This window comes from Streptomyces sp. NPDC047002, from assembly GCF_040704505.1.
GTDB lineage: Bacteria > Actinomycetota > Actinomycetes > Streptomycetales > Streptomycetaceae > Streptomyces.
Window position 1 is genome coordinate 1 of the sequence record NZ_JBEYWC010000011.1, and the last position, 16,984, is coordinate 16,984.

Below are 16,984 nucleotides of genomic sequence, written 5' to 3' on the forward strand. Positions count from 1 at the left end.
AACAACACCTCAGCCAACTCCGCCGCCGCACCCACCACATGCTCACAATTGTCCAACACCAACAACATCCGCCGCCGCCCCAGATGCTCCACGAGGAGGCCGAGCGGCTCGCCCGTGCGGGGGTCGGCGGCGCGCAGGCTCTCGGTGCCCGCGCCGCGCAGCACGGTCTCGCGGGCGCCCAGCGCGGCGAGCACCGCCTCGGGGACGGCCTCGGGCGCGTCGACGGGGGCGAGTTCCGCGAGCCACACACCGTCGGGGTAGGAGGGGCCGCCCTCGGCCTCCGCCGCCTCCTGCGAGAGGCGGGTCTTGCCCGCGCCGCCGGGTCCCGTGAGCGTGACGAGGCGGGAGCGCGCGAGGTCGTCGTGGAGGGCCCTGATGTCCTCCTGCCGGCCCACGAAGGAGGTGAGCCTGGCCCTGAGGTTGCCCGCCGCGTGCGGGCCCTGCGGCGGCGCGCCGGCGTCCGCGGCGGCCGGGGCGGGCCGCCCGGCCCCGGGGGCGGCGGGCCGCCCCTCGCCCCCGGCGAGCAGTTCGCCGTGGAGGGCGCGCAGTTCGGGGCCCGGGTCGGTGCCGAGCCGGTCGGCGAGCGCGCGGCGTATCCCCTCGTACGCGGCGAGCGCCTCAGCGGGGCGCCCCGCGTCGCGCAGCGCCCTGATGCGCAGCGCCTGCGCCCGCTCGTCCAGGGGGGACGCCTCGCACAGCGCGGTCAGCTCAGGCAGCGCCTCGTCGGCCCTGCCGAGCGCGAGCGCCGCGGCGAGGGCCGCGCGGTGCGCCTCCCTGCGGCGGGCCTCCCAGCGCGGCGCCTCGCCCGCCCGGTCGGGCAGGTCGGCGAGGGCGGGCCCGTGCCACAGCGCGAGCGCCTCGGTGAGCAGCGCGTCCGCTGCGGCCGCTTCGCCCGCGTCCAGCGCCCGCGCGCCCTCGGCCGCGAGGCGGGCGAAGCGGTGGCAGTCCACGTCGTCCTCGGCCGCGCACAGCCGGTAGCCGCCCTCCACCGAGGCGACAGCGCCGTGCCCGAGCGCCCGCCGCAGCCGCCCGACCAGGGCCTGGAGCGCCGCGACCGCGTCGGCGGGCGGGTCGCCGTCCCACACCTCGGCGACGAGGGCGCCGACCTGCACCGTACGGCCGGGGCGCAGCGCGAGGGCCGTGAGCAGGGCACGCAGGCGCGCGCCTCCGACGGCGACGGGCGTGCCGTCGTCGCGGAATGCGTGGGTGGTGCCCAGGACTCGATAGTGCATGGCGTCATTGTCCCCCAGCCGGGCCGGGGTGCGGCGGCGTGCGGCGTCCTGGGCGCGGGGGGCGGTGTCAGTCCGGCTGCCGGGGGCCGTAGCGGCCCGCCGGGCCGCGCGGGGGCTCAGGGGGCGCGCGCGGGCCTCGGAGGCCCGGCCGCGGGGCCGCGCGCGGACCTCCGGGGGCCCGACGTCAGCGTCGTCGCCGGCGCCGGCTCAGGGCCGCAGCGCGCCGCGGCGGGTGGCCGCCCAGACGAGGAGGGCGACCAGCGAGAGCGCCCCGCCGGTGACGCAGACCGCGGGCCAGCCGCCCGCGTCCCAGGCGGTGGTGGCGACGACGGAGCCGATCGCGCCGCCGATGAAGTTGCCCGCGATGTACGCCGTGTTCAGGCGGCTGCGCGCCTCGGCGGAGATCTGGAAGACCCGGGACTGGGCGAGGATGTTCTGCCCCTGGATGCCGATGTCGAGCACGATGATGCCGAGGACCAGCACCACGAGGACATGGCCGCCGAAGCCGACGACCACCCAGGAGACGAGGATCAGCACCCAGGCGAGGCCGACGCCGATCACCGACCTGCCCCGGTCGTGCAGGCGGCCCGCGCCCTGGGCGGCGAGCGCGCCGATGAGCCCGGCCACGCCGAAGAAGCCGATCGCGGCCGTCGGGTAGTCGTACGGCGGCCCGGAGAGCAGGAAGGTCAGCGAGGTCCACAGCATCGTGAACACGGCGAAGCCGAAGATCCCGAACACCATGCTGATCCGCAGCTTGGGCTCGTGCGCGACGAGCGAGAACACCGACTTCAGCAGGGCGCGGTAGGGCAGCGTGGAGGAGCGGGCAGGCAGCACGGGGATGGACCGGTACAGCAGCGCCGCGAGGAGGACGGCGACGACCGCCGCCACCAGGAAGACGACCCGCCAGCCCGCGGCCGAGGCGACGAGCCCGGCGAAGATCCGCGCGACCAGGATGCCGGTGAGGATGCCGCTGACGACGATCCCGACGACCTTGCCGCGGGAGGCGTCGTCGGCGAGGTCCCCGGCGAGCGGGGTGAGGATCTGGCCGGCCACGGTGGTCACGCCGACGGCGATCAGCGCGCCCGCGAGGGTCCCGATGTTCGGCGCCGCGGCGCAGGCGCCGAGCGCGAGCGCGGAGAGCACCATCATCACGGGGATGAGGACGCGCCGCTGGCGCAGGTCGCCGAGCGGCACGATGAACAGGATGCCGAGCGCGTAGCCGACCTGGGTCGCCGTGACCAGCAGGCCGACCGTGCCGTCGCCCGCGCCGAGGTCGCCGCCGATGACGTCGAGGAGCGGCTGCGCGTAGTAGAGGCTGCCCACGGCGGCGCCTGCGGCCACCGCGAACAGCACGAGCAGCGGCCGCGTCATCAGCGAGTGGTGCGCTGCGGGCGCGGGGCCCGCGCCCGCGGGGCCGCGCGGCGGGGCGCCCTCGCCCGCGGGCGCCGTGTCCGCCCTGCCGTCGCAGCCTCCGTCGCCCGTGCCGTCCCGGTCCGTCCGCACCACCGCACGCCGCCCTCTCCGTCGCGCTCGTCTCTCACCCGTCCGGACGAGTCTAGAATTCCGCGGTGAACGCGATCCTCCCCACCTCGGAAACCCTGCGTGCCGCGCTCGCCGGCCTGCTGGACGGCGTGCCGCCCGCGCGGGCCGCCGCGGCCGTCGACCGGCTGATCGCCACGTACCGGGGGACCACGCCCACCGACGCGCCGGTGCTGCGCGACGCCCCGGACGCCGCCGCGTACGCCGCGTACCGGATGCCGGCGACGTTCGAGGCGGTACGTGCCGCGCTCGGCGCCCTCGCGGACGCGGCGCCCGGCTGGCGCCCGGAGAGCCACCTCGACGTCGGCGGCGGCACCGGAGCCGCCGTGTGGGCGGCGGGTGCCGTCTGGCCCGGCGGGCGCCCCACGACGGTCCTCGACTGGGCGGAGCCCGCGCTCGCGGTCGGCAGGGAGCTCGCGGCCGGGGTACCGCATCTCGCGGACGCCGTGTGGCGGCGCGCCAGGGTCGGCGCGGCGGGCGGCGCGCTGCCGGAGGCCGGTCTCGTCACGGTCGGCTATGTGCTCAAGGAGCTCGCCGCGCCCGACCGGGCGGCGCTGGTGGCGGCCGCCGCGCGGGCGGGCAGCGCGGTGGTGGTCGTGGAGCCGGGCACGCCCGACGGGTACGAGCGGGTGCTCGCCGCGCGCGACGCGCTGGTCGACGCCGGCTTCACGGTCGCCGCGCCGTGCCCGCACGACGGGGCCTGCCCGATCGAACGGGGTACTGACTGGTGCCACTTCGCGGCCCGGGTCGGCAGGTCGTCGCTGCACCGGCAGGTGAAGGGCGGCTCGCTGCCGTACGAGGACGAGAAGTTCAGCTATGTGGCGGCGGTGCGGGGGCCCGGCGCGGTCTCCCCCGCGCCGTCCCGGGTGGTGCGCAGGCCGCAGCTGCGCAAGGGGCAGGTGCTGCTCGACCTGTGCACGGCGGCGGAGGGGCTGCGGCGCACGACGGTGACGAAGCGGCACGGGCCGCTGTACCGCGCGGCGCGCGACACCGACTGGGGCGACGCGTGGCCGCCGCCCGGCGAGACGAACGGGGAGACGGCGGGCGACTGACGCGGCGGGTACGCGGCGGGCGCCTGCCCGGGCCGGGACGCGGCGGGCGGCCGACCCGGGCGGGGAAGCACCAGCCGACTGTCCCGGGCCGGGTCACGGCGGGCGACTGAACCGGGCGGGGCGGGGACACGGAGGCCGGTTGACCCCTCGGGGACGCGGCGGGCCGCTGACCCGGGCCTGGACGCGGCAGCCGGCCGGCCCGGGCGGGGGCACGGCAACCGGTCCGGGTGCCACGGCGGCACGGCACCGGCCGCCGTGGGCGGCACCCGTCGCCGGGCGGCCCGGTACCGGGGGCCGCCGGGGCTCAGGAGCCGGTGGCGCCGGTCACGCCTTCGAGGCGGCTGATGATCGCGACCTTGCCGCCGGCAGGCACCTCGGCGACCTGGCTCGACATCCAGTCCTTGGTGAGCTTGGTGTGGACGGTGCCGCGCACCAGCGGCCGTACGTCGGCGGCGACTTGGGGGCGGAAGCCGGCGGCCGTGGTCTGGCGCTGGAAGTAGCGGGTGGCGAAGAAGACGAAGGCGCCGCCGTCCTGCGTGGACAGCGCGAGGGGCGTGAACGCGCCGCCCTTGAGGGGCTGGTCGGCGTACTGGACGGTGCTGGCGGGCTGCTTCGCGTCGTGGGCGCGGTCGGCGCGCCACCGGTCGGTGTGCGGTCCCGGCGCGAAGTCGTCGGGGCTGCCCGTCTGGAGGTACGAGGCGTAGTCGGCGCTCAGCCGGGCCGGCGCGACCGCGAGGTCCGCGCCGGTCGGCGGGACCGCGTAGCCGTCGGAGCCGGTGGTGAAGTGCGGTATCGCGCCCGCCGCCATGGTCGTCAGGTAGGCGGCCTTCCAGTCCGCTTCCGGGCTCTCGCGGACGAACGCCATCAGCCAGCGCACCCCGCCGCCGGAGCGCTGCTGTCCCGCGGGCGCCGCGTCGGCGACGAACCACCGGGGCCAGCCCGCCTTCTTCGGGATGGTGAACCGCGCGTCGTCCAGCACCAGGTCGGTGTGGTGCGGGTTGCCGCCGGGGCTGGTCACGGACTTGGACCGCAGCCCCGCCTGGTTGATCGCGCCGAGCGCGCCGGTGACCCGGCCCTTGTCGAGGGCCGGGTCGTACGCCTTGTCCGCGGCGTTGTACGCGTCGACGAAGGCGGTCAGGGCCTTCGCGGCCTCGCTCCGCTCCACCGACGGGACGACCGCCAGTTCCCCGTGCACCGTCACGCAGCCGCTCGCCGTCAGCGAGAGCACCGCCATGGCCGCCGTCGCGAGCCACGCCGTTCGAATCGGCCTTCTCATCGGTCGTCTTCTGCTTCCCGGACCTCGTGGACCCAACCCGTCCGGAGCACCCTACCGGCAGGGGGAACAGGGTGCGGGCCGGGACCTGGTGGACGAGCCCGCGGCCCCGCGGGGGGGGCGCCGCACCGGTGTGCGGGACGCGCCCGTGGCAGGTGGCGCGGGGCGCGCGGCGCCCAAGGGAAGGCCCCCGGACGGGAGGTGCTTGAATGCCCGCGTGACAGACCAACCGCGGCAGGCCGCGCCCGCGCCGCACCTCGACGTCCTCCGGGTGTTCTGCGCGGGCGACGGGCGCCACGGCAACGCGCTCGGTGTCGTGCGGGACGGCAGGTCCCACCGCGGGCAGGGCCCGCGGCAGGCCCTGGCGGACCGGCTCGGCCACAGCGAGACCGTCTTCGTCGACGACCCGGAGCGCGGTGTGGTGGACATCTACGCGCCGGGCCTGCGGCTCCCGTTCGCCGGGCACCCCCTCGTCGGCGCGGCCTGGCTGCTCGACGTGGAGTCGCTCCAGGTGGAGGCGGGCGAGGTGTGGGTGCGCCAGGACGGCGAGTTCACCTGGATCACGGCGCGCCCCGAGTGGGTGCCGCCGCGCACGCTGCGGCAGTACGCCTCGCCCGCCGAGGTCGACGCGCTGCCCGCGCCTCCGCCGGGCGCGGGCTGGCTCTACGCGTGGGCGTGGGAGGACGAGGCGGCGGGCCGGGTCAGGGCGCGGGCGTTCCCGCGCCGCGGCGAGGTGGTCGTGGAGGACGAGGCCACGGGCGCGGCGGCGCTGCTGCTCACCGCGGAGCTCGGCAGGGCGCTCAACATCACGCAGGGCGGGGGCTCGCAGCTGCTGACGGCGCCCGCGCGCGACGGCGAGATCGAGCTCGGCGGCCGGGTGCGGTTCGCCTCGTGACCCCGCCGCGCCACGGCACCGGGGGTGGCCCCCGGGGCCGTGCGCGCAGCGTGCGCGGCGCGTTCAGCCGCGGTGCGCGGCGGCCAACGCCCGGCCGAGGGCGGTGGTAGCGGTGCCGGCCCGGCCTGCGCAGCAGTCACAGCGCCTCGTGCGTCTGGCACAGCGGCGACACCGCGAACCGGTAGCGCGTGAGGTCGTCGGCGCCCGGGCGCATGTGCAGGGGCACGGTGCTCGCCGTGCCTTTCTCCGGGGATTCGGCCCGGGCCGAAAGAGTAGAGCGGGCACACCGGCGCCCGCGACGCTCCCGGGCAGGAGGGCAGGCCCCCCGCCGCCCCGCTGCCATCAGGAGGTCTCCTTGGCCACCGAGTCACCGGCCGCCCCGGGCCCGCAGGCCCGGTCCGTACGGTCGCCCCCGCGCGCGGCGCGCTGCCCGTGGCGGGGCCGCGCGGGGCGTTCCTCGCGGGCGCGGTGTGCACCGTGCCCGCGCTGGTGCTGCTCGCCGCGGTCCGCCGCCGCGCGGGCGGCGCCCCGCGCGGCGGCGGGGCTCAGGCCGCCGGGTAGAGCTCGCCCAGCTCGCGGAAGACCGCGCCGTTGTACTCGAAGGCGCGGCGGCACTCGTCCGCGATCCGCGCCTTCTCCGCCGCGTCGACCGGCAGCGCGTCGAGCCTCGCCCGGTACGCGCGCTTGTACGCGGCGGGGTTGCCGATGGCGTCGAAGGCGTAGAACCGCACGCCGTCGCCGCGGTGGGCGAAGCCCCACAGCTGCTCGGCGCGGGCGCCGAGCGCCTGGCCGCCGGAGAGGTCGCCGAGGTAGCGGGTGTAGTGGTGGGCGACGTAGCCGCCGCGCCAGGCGGCTGCGCAGTCCTCGATGCGGGCCGCGTAGGCGGCCGTGGCGGGCAGCGGCTCCAGGTCGCTGCGCCAGTCCGGGCCGCGCAGGTACGCGAGGTCGCGGGCGAGCTCGGGGGTGCGGGCGAGCTCGGGCCCGACGAACGGCCCGGCGACGGCGTCGGACGTGAGGCCGTCGCGGGCCGCGCCGCCCTCCAGGGCCGCGTAGACGAACCACAGCTGCTCGGTGTAGCGGGCGTACGCCTCCAGGCCGAGTCTGCCGCCGATGAGGTCGCTCATGAAGGACGAGGTGCTGACGGCGGCGTGCTGCGCCGCCGAGACCTCGCGGATGCGGGTCGAGAAGGGGACGGTGGCTGTCGGCACGGGCGGAACCTCCGGACCTGGGGGACGACCGAGGGACACGGAGAGCTTAGCTTAGGCTTACCTAAGTAACCACCCGTGCGCCTCGTTGGATTTTCCCGACGTCCTGTCGGGAAAACCGTACCCCGTTCCGGCGTCAGGGCAACGTGAGGATTTCCGCGCCCGTCGACGTCACCACGAGCGTGTGCTCGAACTGCGCCGTCCTGCGGCGGTCCTTCGTGACCACCGTCCAGCCGTCCTCCCACAGGTCGTAGTCGTACGAGCCGAGCGTCAGCATGGGCTCGATGGTGAAGGTCATGCCCTCGCGGATGACGGTCGTCGCGTGCGGGCTGTCGTAGTGCGGAACGATGAGGCCGGAGTGGAAGGCGGTGTTGATGCCGTGGCCCGTGAAGTCGCGCACGACCCCGTAGCCGAACCGCTTGGCGTACGACTCGATCACCCGGCCGATCACGTTGATCTGGCGGCCGGGCCGCACGGCCTTGACGGCCCGGTTCAGGGACTCCCTGGTCCGCTCGACCAGCAGCCTGGACTCCTCGTCCACGTCCCCGCAGAGGTAGGTCGCGTTGGTGTCCCCGTGCACGCCGCCGATGTAGGCGGTCACGTCGAGATTGACGATGTCGCCGTCGCGCAGGACCGTGGAGTCCGGGATGCCGTGGCAGATGACCTCGTTGACAGAGGTGCACAGCGACTTGGGGAAGCCCCGGTAGCCGAGCGTGGACGGATAGGCGCCGTGGTCGCACATGTACTCATGGGCGACGCGGTCGAGTTCGTCGGTGGTGACACCGGGCGCGATGTGCTTCGCCGCCTCCTCGCGCGCGTCGGCCGCGATACGGCTCGCGACCCGCATACGCTCGACGGTCTCCGCGCTCTGCACGTCGGGGCCTTCGTACGGGTCGGGCTTGGGCTTGCCCACGTAGGGCGGGCGGGCGATGGCTGCGGGGACGGGGCGCTGCGGGGAGACCGTCCCGGGGACGAGAAGCTGCTGGCCGGACATGCGGCGAGTCTAACCAGCGTCCCCCGGCCGCCCGCGGGGCAGCATGGCGGGTACGCCGGGCACACGGTGGGCACGGCGAGGACCGGCACGGTCCCGGAGGGAAAGGCACGGACGATGGCCCTGTTCAAGAAGCGCACGCAGCCCGCGGCGGGCGAGTGGTACTACTGCCTCCAGCACAAGACCGTCGAGGAGGGGCTCCAGTGTCCCGCCAAGAACCGCTTCGGACCCTACGCGTCGCGCACGGAGGCCGAGCACGCGATGGAGAAGGTCAAGGAGCGCAACGAGGAGTGGGACAGCGAACCCGAGCGGGGCGGCGAGGGCTCCGCGCACTGACCCGGGCCGCGCACGGCCGCCGCGGACCGGCCGGGGCGGTGCACGGCCACCGCGGACCGGCCGGGGCCTCCTGCCGCCGCGCGTTCAGGGGCGCACGGTGAAGCGGGAGGGCGGGGCGCCGAAGGCCCGGGTGAAGGCCGCGGTGAACGCGGCCGGCGAGGCATAGCCGAGGCGTCCGGCCACCTCGCCGACCCGCGCCGTGCGCAGCAGCGGCACGGCGGCGAGCAGGCGGGCCCGGCCGCGCCAGCCGGCCGGGCTCTCGCCGGTCTCGGCGCGGAACCTGCGGGTGAACGCCCGCTCGCTCATCGCCACCCGGCCCGCCCACTCCCGGTTGGTGGTGCCCGCGTCCGGCTCCGCGAGATAGGCGCGGCAGAGCCCGGCGAGGTCGGCGGAGGCGGGGATGCCGACGTGGAAGGGGAGCGGGGCCAGCGCGGCGATCTCGTGCAGCAGGAGCGCGGCGACGGCGCCCGCGCGCCCCGCGAGGTCGTAGTCGGGCCCGAACCCGGCCGCCGCGGCGAGCAGTTCGCGCAGCAGCGGCGGCACGTCGACGACCGTGCAGGTCGCGGGCCACCAGGGGACGGCGCCCGGCTCGATGTACAGGCTGCGCGTGCTCACCTCCAGCATGCGCACGCGGTGCCGGGTGGCCGCGGGGATCAGCACGGCGCGCTCGGGCGGCACGGTCCAGTTGTCCTGCGCGGTGTCGACGACCATGGCGCCGGTGGCGCCGTAGAGGAACTGCGCGCGCCGGTGCTCGTGCCAGTCGAGCAGGTGGCCGGGCGGATAGTCGGTGCCGACCGGCAGCACGGCCCGCCCGACGTGGTCGACCTCGGCCAGGGGGACGTTCCTCACCCGGCCACCGTAGCGACTGCCTGGCCGGGACGCGAAACAATCGCGCCGACCATCGCATGCGCGCCCCGCGCCCGGACTGGTGGGGTGGACGGCATGGATGTGGTGGCACTGCTCGGGATCGGGCTGGTGACGGGTGTGACGACAGTGGCCTTCGGCTTCGGCGGGGGCTTCGTGACGGTGCCGGTGGTGGTGTGGGCCGACCGGGCGCTCGGCCCCGACGCGATGCGGGTGGCGACGGCCACCTCCGCGCTGGTCATGGCGGCGGGCGCGGGGCTCGCGACGGCGGCCACGCCCCGGCGGGTGCTCGCGGCCCTGCGCGGCGGCGGCCCCCTGATCCTGCTGCTCGTGGCGGGTGCCACGGCGGGGGCGCTCCTCGCGCGCCACGCCCCCGCGGGCCTCGCGCACTGGGCCTTCGTCGGCTATGTCGTCCTGACCATCGCCGACGTGCTGCTGCGCCCCGGCTTCCTGCGGCCGAGCCGCCGCGCCGCACCGTACGAGGCCGGGGGCCCGCGCCCGCTGCCGCCGGTGCTCGGCGTGCCCATCGGTGCGGTCGCGGCCTTCCTCGGCGTGGGCGGCAGTGTGCTGACCGTGCCCGCGATGCGGCGCGCCGGGCATCCGATGCGGGTGGCCACGGCGCTCGCCAACCCGCTCACCCTCGCCGTCGCCCTGCCGACCGCGGCGGTCTGCCTCGCCTCCGCGGCGCCGGCGGCCGGGGCCTCGCCGGTGCACCTGGTGGGCCTCGTCGACGTCCGGTCGGCCGCCGCGCTGCTGGCCGCGGCCCTCCCGGTGATCGTGCTGCTCAGGCGGCACCCGCCACGCGTCCCCGACCGCGTCCACGCCTGGGCCTACGTGGGACTGCTCGCGGCGGTCGCCGCGACGATGATCCTGACCGGAGGCTAGGTCGTGTCCGCGGCAGGCCGCCTCCCCGGGGCCGGAGGCGCGGTCCGGCTCCGGGGGCCGGTCAGCCCACGGCCGGGATCGGGTGGCCCGCCCAGTCGGGGGCCGGTTCCGTCAGCTCCCTGAGGCGGCGCAGGACCGCTTCGGGGAACTCGGCGGCCCGGCCCGCCCGCTGGTCGACGTGGACCGCGAGGAGCTCGGTCGTCGCCGCGGGCGCCGCGTCCTGTGCCGGCTCCGCGTCCTGCTCCGGCACGACGTACATCTCGTGCACGAAGCGCGACTTGCGCGCCGCGGCCCCCAACACGCGGGTACGGAGGGCCAGATGGGCGGCCTCGGGCACCTCCTTGAGGAAGCGGACCTGGGACTGGACCGTGTAGAGGGAGCAGCCCGTGGACTCGCGGTAGCCGGAGTCGAGGCCCGTCTCGATCATCAGCGCGTCCGTGGCGTGACCGAAGACGAGGACGTAGAACGCCTCGCTCATATGGCCGTTGTAGTCGATCCACTCGGGGCGGACCGTGCTGCGGAACAGCGGGAGGCTCGTCATCGGGCGCCCTCCCCCCGGCCCAGGCGGCCGGTGGCGCGCAGCACCTCGACGACACCGCGGTCGCGTTCTGCGACCAGTTCGGCGATGGAGCGGCCGTCCGCCGCCTCGTCGCACCCCGCCACCACGGCGTCGTAGAGCGCCGCGTCCAGCTCGGGCGCCGCGAGGCGCGTCCACGGCGACTTCAGGGACGGGCCGAAGTGGTCCAGCATGTGCGCCATGCCGCCCTCGCCGCCCGCGAGCGCGAACGTCAGCATCGGCCCCATGACGGCCCAGCGCAGCCCTGGCCCCTCGGTGATCGACAGGTCGATGTCCCGGACCGTCGCGTCGCCGTTGGCGACCATGTGCAGCGCCTCCCGCCACAGGGCCTCCTGCAGCCGATTGGCGATGAAGCCGGGCACCTCGTTGTCCATCGTGATGACGGACTTGCCCGCGGCCTCGTAGAAGCGGGCGGCCCAGGCGACCGCGGCCGCGTCGGTGCGCTCGCCGCCCGCGACCTCGACGAGCGGGATGAGGTAGGGCGGGTTGAACGGGTGGCCGACGACGAGGCGCGACGGGTCGGCGGCCGTCGTCTGCATCTCGGTCATCGGATAGCCGGAGGTGGACGAGGCGATGACGACGCCCTGCGGTGCCGCCGCGTCGAGGCGGGCCAGCAGGTCGCGCTTGAGGTCGAGCTTCTCGGGCGCGCTCTCCTGCACGAACTCGGCCTCGGCCACGGCCTCTTCGAGGGTGGCGGTCACGGTGAGCCGGTCGGTGGACGCGCCCTCGGCGAGGCCGAGCGAGGTCAGCGTCGGCCAGGCGGCTTCGACCAGGCGGCGCAGCCGCTGCCCGGCGTCGGGCGCGGGGTCCCAGGCGGTCACGTCGTAGCCGCGGGCCAGGAAGTGGGCGGCCCAGCCGCCGCCGATGACTCCCGCGCCGACGCAGGCGACGCGGCGGACGTTCTCGGGCGGGGTCATGGAGGGTGAGGTCATGGGGGGGGTTCCTTCGTGGTCGCTGCGGGCTACTTGCGCGGCTTGAGTCCGAGGGTGGCGCGGGCCTCGTCCGGTGTCGCGACGCGGGCGCCCATCGACTCGGTGAGGGTCACGGCCCGCTCGACGAGCTGGGCGTTGGTCGCCTTGTTGCCCTTGCCGAGGTAGAGGTTGTCCTCCAGGCCCACGCGGACGTGGCCGCCGAGGAGGATCGACTGCGCGGCCCACGGCATCTGCATCCGGCCGAGCGCGAAGCTCGCCCACCGGGCGCCGTCCGGCAGCATGTTGACCATCGCCTGGAGTACACCCGGGTCCGCGGGCGCGCCCCACGGGATGCCCATGCACAGCTGGAAGACGGTCGGGTCGTCGAGCAGGCCCTCGGCGAGCAGCTGCTTGGCGAACCAGAGCTGGCCCGTGTCGAAGATCTCCAGTTCGGGCCGCACCCCCAGCTCCTGGATGCGCCGCGCGCCCGCGCGCAGCATGTCGGGCGTCGAGACGTAGAGGTTCGAGCCGTCGCCGAAGTTGAGCGAGCCGCAGTCCAGTGTGCAGATGTCGGGCAGCAGGTCCTCGACGTGCGGGAGGCGGTCGAGGCCGCTGACGAGGTCGGTGCCCGGCAGGTGGGTGAGCGGGTCGTCCGGGTCGATGACCAGGTCGCCGCCCATGCCGGCGGTGAGGTTGATGACGACGTCGGTGCCGGTCTCCTTGATGCGCTCGACGACCTCCCGGTACAGCTTCGGGTCGCGCGCCGGGTCGCCGGTCTCGGGATCCCGTACGTGGATGTGGACGACGGCCGCGCCCGCCGCGGCCGCCTCCACGGCGTTCCTGGCGATCTGCTCCGGGGTGACGGGGACGTGGGGGCTCTTGCGCACGGTGTCGCCCGCGCCGGTGAGCGCGCAGGTGATGATGACGTTCTCGTTGACGGGCATGGGGGGGACCTCCCGGGGTCGTGCCGCTCGGGGGTGGCCGGGCGGGGGCGCGGGTTGGCTGGGTCGGGGTACTTCGCCTGCGGGCTCTTCGCCCGCGGGTTCTTCGCTACGGGGTCTGCGCTACGGGACCTTCGTCGCTACGGGTCCCGGCTATGGCGTTCTCGGCTGCGGGGCCAGGATCGTGTGGGTGACATGGGCGGTCAGCGCCGCGTGCATGGCGTCAGCGGCGGCGGCGGACGACGGGCCGCCCACCGAGAGGACATGCGTCGCCAGGCCGTCGATCAGCGCGGTCAGCGTCAGCGCCGCCTCCTCCGGGTCGACGGAGGCGCGGACCACGCCCTGGGCGGCCCCCCGCCGCAGCACGTCGGCGACGGTCGCCCGCCACTGCCGGTAGTACTCGGAGTGCAGCCCGCCCACCGCGGTGGAGCGCGCGGCCTCGGCCCACAGGTCGAGCCACACCGCCCACTGGCGGCGCTGCTGCGCGGTGCGCGGGGTCTGGAGCGCGATCAGCTGGCGCAGCTCCGCCGCCGCGTCGTCCGCCTCGGCGAGGCGGGCCGCGCGGCGTGCGGTGTCCTCGTCCATGCACCAGCGCACGGCCGCCTCCAGGAGTTCTGCGCGGCTCGGGAAGTGGTAGTGGATCGCGGCGCTGCTGGTGGCGCAGGCGCGGGCGATGTCCGCCACCCGTACCGCGTGGAAGCCGTGCTCCGCGATGAGCCTGACCGTCTCGCGGACGATCTGGAGCGGCCGCCCGCCCTCGACACCGGCGGCGGGCGCCGTGTCCTTCCCGCTGGTACGGGTGCCGAGCAGCCAGCCCGCCTCGACCCGGCCCTCGTCGGCGATCCGCGCCAGCTCCGCGGCCGTGAAGCGGCGGGTGCCGCTCAGCGAGCGCGAGAGCTTGGACGGATCCATGACGACGCGGCGCGCGAACTCGCGCTGGCTGACGCCCGCGTCCGCGATGACCTCGCGGACCCGGGCGGCCGTGCGGGACGTCGGGGCTTCGTCGGTTTCCACGGGCCACGACCTTAGGTGGGCGTTGCGTAAAACTCAACACCCTGCACCCGCTCCCCCTGCCGATGTACTGGGGAATTGCGGATCTGACTGATGCGCCAGTCAGAACCGCAACGGGCCGTGGCCCCGGGCAGGGCCGCGGAGCGGCCGGGCCCGGCCCGGTCGGCCGGGGCAGGCGGCCGAGGGCTACCCGGCGGCGGGCGGGGCTGCCTCGTCCTGCGCGCGACGGCGCTCGCGGCGGGCCATCCACGCGGCCACCACGGCGCCCGACACGTTGTGCCAGACCGAGAAGACGGCGGCGGGCAGCGCGGCCTCCGCGCTGAAGTGCGCGGAGGCGAGGGACGCGGCGAGGCCGGAGTTCTGCATGCCGACCTCGAAGGCCATCGCCCGGCTCGCCGGGCGCCCGAGCCGGGACAGCGCGCCGGCGCCGTAGCCGAGGGCGAGGCCGAGGCCGTTGTGCAGGACGACGGCGAGCAGGACGAGCCCGGCCGCGTTCCTGATCTGCTGCGCGCTGCCGGAGACCACGGTCACCACAATGAGCGCCACGACGACCGCGGAGATCCACGGCAGGATGCCGAGCACCCGGTCCACGTACCGCCCTGCGGCGAGGCGCACGAGGACTCCGGCGACGACGGGCAGCAGCACCTGCTTGAGGATGTCCGTGACCATCGAGCCCGCGTCCACGTGCAGGAACTGCCCCGCGAGCAGCAGCGTGAGCGGCGGGGTGAGCAGCGGCGCGAGCACGGTCGACACCGTCGCGACGGACACCGAGAGCGCGACGTCGCCGCGCGCCAGGTAGGCGACGACGTTGGACGCCGTGCCGCTGGGCGCGCAGCCGACGAGGATGACCCCGGCGGCCAGCTGGGGCGGCAGCCCGAGGGCGTTGGCGATCAGCCAGCCGAGCCCCGGCATGATCACGTAGTGCGCGACGAGGCCGAGCCCGACCGCCCAGGGGCGCCGCGCCACCGTTCTGAAGTCCGGCGGGGTCAGCGTGAGCCCCATGCAGAACATGACGGTGCCGAGCATCCACGGCGTGCCCGTGCCCCAGCCGGTGAAGGCCGAGGGCCTGACCATGCCGAGGGCGCCTGCGAGGAGGATGAGCACCGGGAAGACGGTGACCGCGCGCTGCGCCGCCCGGTCGGTGCCCGCCGCGCCCGGCGAGCCGCCGGGACCCTGCGATGGTTTGCCCTGCGGCCCCTGGCCCGCCGGCGCCGCATCCCGCGCCGCCCGGTCCTCGGGCCCCTGGGCCCGGGGCGCAGGGGGCGCCGTGCGCCGCGCGGGGACACCGGGTTCGTTCCGCTCGTGCTGCGACTCGTCCTGTGACACCCGGGCATCGTAAAGATGGCGCGTACATGCAGCAGGGGTGTTCCGGATCGTGGACGCGGCACGCCCCGGGCCCCCGGCCGCCGCCCGGCCTCACCAGCGAGCGGGCGGTGGGGCCGTGAGCCGGTCGGCGAGGAGCGCGAGCCGGTCCCTGAAGCGGTACCTGCCGCGCACGGCGGGCAGCTCGGCCTCGCCTGCCGCCGCGCTCACCAGGTGCTGCACTGTGTCGAAGTCCACATCGAGCTCGGGGGTGGTACGGGGCCCCGGGACGCGCCCGGGCTCCCGCGTCGCCCCGTGGCCCGGCGCGTCGGGACCCGCCGCCTCGGGACCCGCCGCCTCCCCGGGCGGCGCGGCCGCGCCCACCACGGTCAGCGCCTCGTGCGCCAGCGCGTGCATCTCCGGGTCGCCGCCGTCCAGCGAGAAGACCGTCGCCCCGGCGCGCCTGGCCCCGTGCACCCGTTCGAGCAGGCCCTGGTCGGCCGGGCCTGGCGCCACCACGAGCAGCGTCTCGCCGCGCCCGGCCGCCGCCAGCCTGCCGAGGCCCACCGTCAGATGGGCGGGCGCGTCCGCGGGCACCCGGTGCCGCACGAGGGTGGGGGTCAGCTCCGGCCTGCCCGACCAGGCCGCCTCGTCCACGAGGTGTGCGGCCAGGTGCCAGGGCTCGTACGCCCGCGTCCCGACGAGCAGCAGGCCGCCGCCCTGCGGTACGACGCGCGAGCGCAGGGCGCCCGCGAAGCCGCGGGCCTCCGAGGGCCAGCGGGTACCCGCGAGTACCTCGCGCAACAGGGCTACGCGTTGGGCATCCATGGGCCCGCATCCTGCCCGAGCGGCGGGCCCGGCGGCCCCGAGTGGCCAAGACCTCACCCGAAAGGGAAGGCTGGGGGCCATGACTTCCTCTTCTTCTCAGAGCCCGGACGCTTCACAGAGCACGGACACCGCCAAGCCGCCCGCCAGGGACCCGTGGGACCTGCCCGACGTGTCGGGCCTCGTCGTCGGCGTGCTCGGCGGCACCGGCGACCAGGGCCGCGGCCTCGCGTACCGGCTGGCGCGCGCCGGGCAGAAGGTGATCATCGGCTCGCGCGCGGCGGAGCGCGCGGAGGCCGCGGCGGCGGAGCTCGGGCACGGCGTGGCGGGCGCGGCCAACGCGGACTGCGCACGCCGCAGCGACGTGGTGATCCTCGCCGTGCCGTGGGAGGGCCACGCGAAGACGCTCACGTCGCTCGCCGAGGACCTCGCGGGCAAGATCGTCGTGGACTGCGTCAACCCGCTCGGCTTCGACAAGAAGGGCGCGTACGCGATCACGCCGGAGGAGGGCAGCGCGGCCGAGCAGGCAGCGGCGCTGCTGCCGGACTCCCGGGTCACGGCCGCCTTCCACCACCTCTCCGCCGTCCTGCTCCAGGACCCGGCGGTCGAGTCGATCGACACGGACGTCATGGTGCTCGGCGAGTCACGCGCCGACACGGACGTCGTGCAGGCGCTCGCGGGCCGCATCACCGGCATGCGCGGCGTCTACGCGGGGCGGCTGCGCAACGCCCACCAGGTGGAGTCGCTGGTCGCGAACCTGATCTCCGTCAACCGCCGCTACAAGGCGCACGCGGGCCTGCGGGTCACGGACGTCTGAGCGCGTCCCCTGCCCTGCCGCCGGGCGCGGGGGCGGATGGGGGAGACTGGGAGGGCGGCGGTCTCCCCCGTCCGCCCGTCCGCCCGTCCGCCCGTCCGTCCCTCCGACAGGAGCAGCGCCCCATGCCCCGCCTCGCCCTCTACGCCCTCGTCGTCTGCGCACTCGCCGTCGCCGCGGCCGTGCTCTCGTTCGTCCAGGGCAGCTGGCTCGGCGTCGTCTGGATCCTGCTCGCCGGCCTGTCGTCCAACATGGCGTGGTACTACCTGCGGCGCGCGCGGACCGCGCCCGCCGCCTCGCAGCAGCGCTGACCGCCGGGGGGCGCCTCCGG

19 protein-coding genes are annotated in these 16,984 nt (G+C 76.1%); 7 read left to right on the forward strand and 12 right to left on the reverse strand.

Annotation, left to right across the window (positions count from 1 at the left end; all coding sequences use genetic code 11):
• The coding region (locus AB0910_RS13070; protein ID WP_366744641.1) for a BTAD domain-containing putative transcriptional regulator at positions 1-1,232 on the reverse strand (1,232 nt) is incomplete at its 3' end.
• Between the two features lie 207 nt (positions 1,233-1,439).
• A complete protein-coding gene (locus AB0910_RS13075) occupies positions 1,440-2,738 on the reverse strand; it encodes an MFS transporter (protein WP_366744642.1) in 1,299 nt (432 codons plus the stop codon).
• Positions 2,739-2,800: 62 nt separating this feature from the next.
• On the opposite strand from AB0910_RS13075, the gene AB0910_RS13080 reads away from it, so the two are divergent.
• Positions 2,801-3,823 (forward strand): small ribosomal subunit Rsm22 family protein, encoded by a 1,023-nt coding sequence (locus tag AB0910_RS13080; RefSeq protein ID WP_366744643.1) that lies wholly within the window; start codon positions 2,801-2,803, stop codon positions 3,821-3,823.
• Between the two features lie 304 nt (positions 3,824-4,127).
• Here the strand turns inward: AB0910_RS13080 and AB0910_RS13085 are convergent, their stop codons facing one another.
• Positions 4,128-5,099 carry a hypothetical protein gene (locus AB0910_RS13085; protein WP_366744644.1) on the reverse strand — a complete coding sequence of 324 codons (972 nt, stop codon included), beginning with the start codon at positions 5,097-5,099 and terminating at the stop codon, positions 4,128-4,130.
• Positions 5,100-5,313: 214 nt separating this feature from the next.
• On the opposite strand from AB0910_RS13085, the gene AB0910_RS13090 reads away from it, so the two are divergent.
• Complete coding sequence (locus AB0910_RS13090; protein WP_366744645.1) at positions 5,314-5,991, forward strand: PhzF family phenazine biosynthesis protein; 678 nt, start codon at positions 5,314-5,316, stop codon at positions 5,989-5,991.
• Between the two features lie 432 nt (positions 5,992-6,423).
• Positions 6,424-6,552, forward strand: coding sequence for a hypothetical protein (locus tag AB0910_RS13095; protein WP_366744646.1), 129 nt, complete (start codon positions 6,424-6,426; stop codon positions 6,550-6,552).
• Here AB0910_RS13095 and AB0910_RS13100 read toward each other — a convergent pair.
• Together AB0910_RS13100 and map are read right to left on the reverse strand one after the other, a co-directional pair.
• A complete protein-coding gene (locus tag AB0910_RS13100; RefSeq protein ID WP_366744647.1) occupies positions 6,537-7,199 on the reverse strand; it encodes a biliverdin-producing heme oxygenase in 663 nt (220 codons plus the stop codon). The genes AB0910_RS13095 and AB0910_RS13100 overlap by 16 nt on opposite strands.
• Before the next feature lie 133 nt (positions 7,200-7,332).
• Entirely contained in the window at positions 7,333-8,190 is an 858-nt protein-coding gene (gene map, locus AB0910_RS13105) for a type I methionyl aminopeptidase (protein ID WP_366744648.1), read from the reverse strand.
• 114 nt (positions 8,191-8,304) lie between these two features.
• On the opposite strand from map, the gene AB0910_RS13110 reads away from it, so the two are divergent.
• Positions 8,305-8,523 (forward strand): hypothetical protein, encoded by a 219-nt coding sequence (locus AB0910_RS13110; protein ID WP_366744649.1) that lies wholly within the window; start codon positions 8,305-8,307, stop codon positions 8,521-8,523.
• A gap of 84 nt (positions 8,524-8,607) precedes the next feature.
• Here AB0910_RS13110 and AB0910_RS13115 read toward each other — a convergent pair whose 3' ends face one another.
• Positions 8,608-9,372 (reverse strand): helix-turn-helix transcriptional regulator, encoded by a 765-nt coding sequence (locus AB0910_RS13115; RefSeq protein WP_366744650.1) that lies wholly within the window; start codon positions 9,370-9,372, stop codon positions 8,608-8,610.
• A gap of 93 nt (positions 9,373-9,465) precedes the next feature.
• Here AB0910_RS13115 and AB0910_RS13120 point away from each other — a divergent pair, with 93 nt between their 5' ends.
• Positions 9,466-10,272: a sulfite exporter TauE/SafE family protein gene (locus AB0910_RS13120; protein ID WP_366744651.1), complete on the forward strand. Its 807-nt coding sequence runs from the start codon at positions 9,466-9,468 to the stop codon at positions 10,270-10,272.
• Between the two features lie 61 nt (positions 10,273-10,333).
• Here AB0910_RS13120 and AB0910_RS13125 read toward each other — a convergent pair whose 3' ends face one another.
• From AB0910_RS13125 to AB0910_RS13150, 6 genes are all read right to left on the reverse strand, one after another.
• A complete protein-coding gene (locus AB0910_RS13125; protein WP_366744652.1) occupies positions 10,334-10,813 on the reverse strand; it encodes a thioesterase family protein in 480 nt (159 codons plus the stop codon).
• A complete protein-coding gene (locus tag AB0910_RS13130) occupies positions 10,810-11,766 on the reverse strand; it encodes a 3-hydroxyacyl-CoA dehydrogenase NAD-binding domain-containing protein (protein ID WP_366744784.1) in 957 nt (318 codons plus the stop codon). Before AB0910_RS13130 ends, AB0910_RS13125 begins: the two co-directional genes overlap by 4 nt.
• Before the next feature lie 44 nt (positions 11,767-11,810).
• Positions 11,811-12,704, reverse strand: a complete 894-nt coding sequence (locus tag AB0910_RS13135) for a 3-keto-5-aminohexanoate cleavage protein (protein ID WP_366744653.1) — start codon at positions 12,702-12,704, stop codon at positions 11,811-11,813.
• 150 nt (positions 12,705-12,854) lie between these two features.
• Positions 12,855-13,715, reverse strand: coding sequence for a TetR/AcrR family transcriptional regulator (locus tag AB0910_RS13140; RefSeq protein ID WP_366744654.1), 861 nt, complete (start codon positions 13,713-13,715; stop codon positions 12,855-12,857).
• Positions 13,716-13,898: 183 nt separating this feature from the next.
• Positions 13,899-15,038, reverse strand: coding sequence for a bile acid:sodium symporter family protein (locus AB0910_RS13145; protein ID WP_366744655.1), 1,140 nt, complete (start codon positions 15,036-15,038; stop codon positions 13,899-13,901).
• Between the two features lie 90 nt (positions 15,039-15,128).
• The gene (locus AB0910_RS13150) at positions 15,129-15,842 is read right to left on the reverse strand and encodes a hypothetical protein (RefSeq protein ID WP_366744656.1); all 714 of its coding nucleotides are present in this window, start codon (positions 15,840-15,842) and stop codon (positions 15,129-15,131) included.
• Between the two features lie 79 nt (positions 15,843-15,921).
• On the opposite strand from AB0910_RS13150, the gene npdG reads away from it, so the two are divergent.
• Positions 15,922-16,656, forward strand: coding sequence for an NADPH-dependent F420 reductase (npdG, locus tag AB0910_RS13155; RefSeq protein WP_366744657.1), 735 nt, complete (start codon positions 15,922-15,924; stop codon positions 16,654-16,656).
• A gap of 122 nt (positions 16,657-16,778) precedes the next feature.
• Entirely contained in the window at positions 16,779-16,964 is a 186-nt protein-coding gene (locus AB0910_RS13160; RefSeq protein WP_366744658.1) for a hypothetical protein, read from the forward strand.
• Positions 16,965-16,984 lie beyond the last annotated feature (20 nt).